The sequence below is a fragment of the Psychrobacter sp. genome (assembly GCF_018260395.1).
In the GTDB taxonomy this organism is placed as follows: domain Bacteria; phylum Pseudomonadota; class Gammaproteobacteria; order Pseudomonadales; family Moraxellaceae; genus Psychrobacter.
In genome coordinates, this window is record NZ_JAGLBC010000236.1 from 1 (window position 1) to 1,877 (window position 1,877).

The window sequence follows — 1,877 nt, forward strand, 5'->3', positions numbered from 1 at the left end:
CTTTAAATAACGTCAGTACTTATAGTAACTTTAATAGCAACTTTAAAGGCATAGCTGCTGAAATCCATACTGTTAACGGCAATAGGATGAACACACCTGCAGAATTAAGGGTTATACCCTTTAAAGTTGTTCAAGATACAATCGAATTGCCACTTAAAATCCTGTCAATTTTTAAGTAATTATAGGTTTATTTATTTAACCGTATATAAACAATCGAGTTTAATATAAACCGCGACCATCTTCAGGACTCAAACGTAAAAATGACAAGCCAGATATAATAGTCAGAATACCTAGTAAATAAAAAGTCGCATGGAAAGCACTTACTATTTCAAAACCTAATCTTTCACTAAAAACAGTCAATATAGCAGCGCCAAAGGCAATACCAAAGCTAATAGCCAATTGTTGGTTCACTGCCATTAAACTATTACCACTGCTCGTTTGAGATCCTGAAAGATCGCCGATTGTAATAGTATTCATGGCGCTAAATTGCAAGGAATTACAAGCTCCCATAATTACAAGAAGAGGTGCAATGTAATACCATGGAATTGATGCATCTAATTTAGCCAGTAAAATAATCAATATACCAAGCATTGTTGTGTTTATTACCAGAACTTTACGATAACTAAATTGCTGAATAAGCTTACTAACCCATGGCTTAATTCCCATAGCACCCACTGCGATAGGGGTTAATAACCAGCCAGCTTGAGAAGGCGTATATTTAAAAGCAACTTGAAGTAATAAGGGTAGTAAATAAGGCACTGCACTTATGCCAAGACGGGTCAATAGGTTACCAGTAATGCCTATACTAAAGGTATGCACTTTAAATAAAGATAATGGAAAAATAGGATTAGAGGCTTTTCTTGCATGCCGCACATAGCCATACAACAAAGATAATGCTATAACTATTAGAGCAACACCTAACACCTCATCTCCGGCATCAGACAATAACTCTACAGCTAGTGTTAATAAACTTGCCGCTAAAGCAAACAATCCAAATCCAAACAAATCTAATTTGCCAGTAATCTCTCTTAAATCTGGTACCAGTTTGAATCCTAAAATTAATCCCAAAACTCCCATAGGTAAATTAATCAAAAAAATCCAATGCCAACTTGCGTATTGCACAAGATATCCTCCAACTAGAGGACCTACAAGAGGTGCAATTAAAGCTGGAATTACGGCAAAATTCATTACTGTTAACAATTGATTGCGAGGATAGGACTTAACTAATATCAGACGCGCAACTGGCGTCATCAATGCACCACCGATACCTTGTAGAATTCTTGAAGCTACTAAAATATTTAGATTGGGAGACATAGCACAAAATATAGAGCCGATACTAAACAGGACAATAGCACTTAAAAATACTTTTCGAGTACCATATTTATCAGCCATAAAGCCACTTATGGGTATAAAAATAGCCAAAGTTAAAGCATAGCTTATAATAGCCCATTGCATCTTAAGCGGAGACTCACCTAAAGCCAAAGCCATTTCTGGTAAGGCCGTATTAAGAATAGTGGCATCTAAGATCTGCATAAACAAAGCCACCGCCAATACATACGGTAAATACTTTGCTTGCAGGGAGGTTAATTTAGGCTTTGAATCAATATTTTGGCTTAGCGTAACCGGCTCAGCAGGATCTTTAACTTTTTCAATACTTTCATTGCCGAGATTTTCAGACATAATACAACCCAAGCAATTTGATTATATAGAATTGAGAAGTGTAAAAATGTCTATATTATCATGAAGTAGTGGTTGGTTATTTAGTGGTAATGTTAGTCAGTCCTATTTAAACTATTTTAAATTTATATCAAATTAAATAAATATAAGTAATCGAACAGAAATATATTATAATACCAACTTTCCATAACATTCATAAT

General features: G+C 34.9%; 1 protein-coding gene. It reads right to left on the bottom strand.

The window, feature by feature from the left end:
- Window positions 1–219: 219 nt before the first annotated feature.
- Window positions 220–1,680 carry a DHA2 family efflux MFS transporter permease subunit gene (locus QZ265_RS10785; protein ID WP_296406059.1) on the bottom strand — a complete coding sequence of 487 codons (1,461 nt, stop codon included), beginning with the start codon at window positions 1,678–1,680 and terminating at the stop codon, window positions 220–222.
- Window positions 1,681–1,877 lie beyond the last annotated feature (197 nt).

Coding starts and splice junctions, on each gene's coding strand:
- QZ265_RS10785 (WP_296406059.1), bottom strand. CDS start 1,680: ATGTCTGAAAATCTCGGCAATGAAAGTATTGAAAAAGTTAAAGATCCT.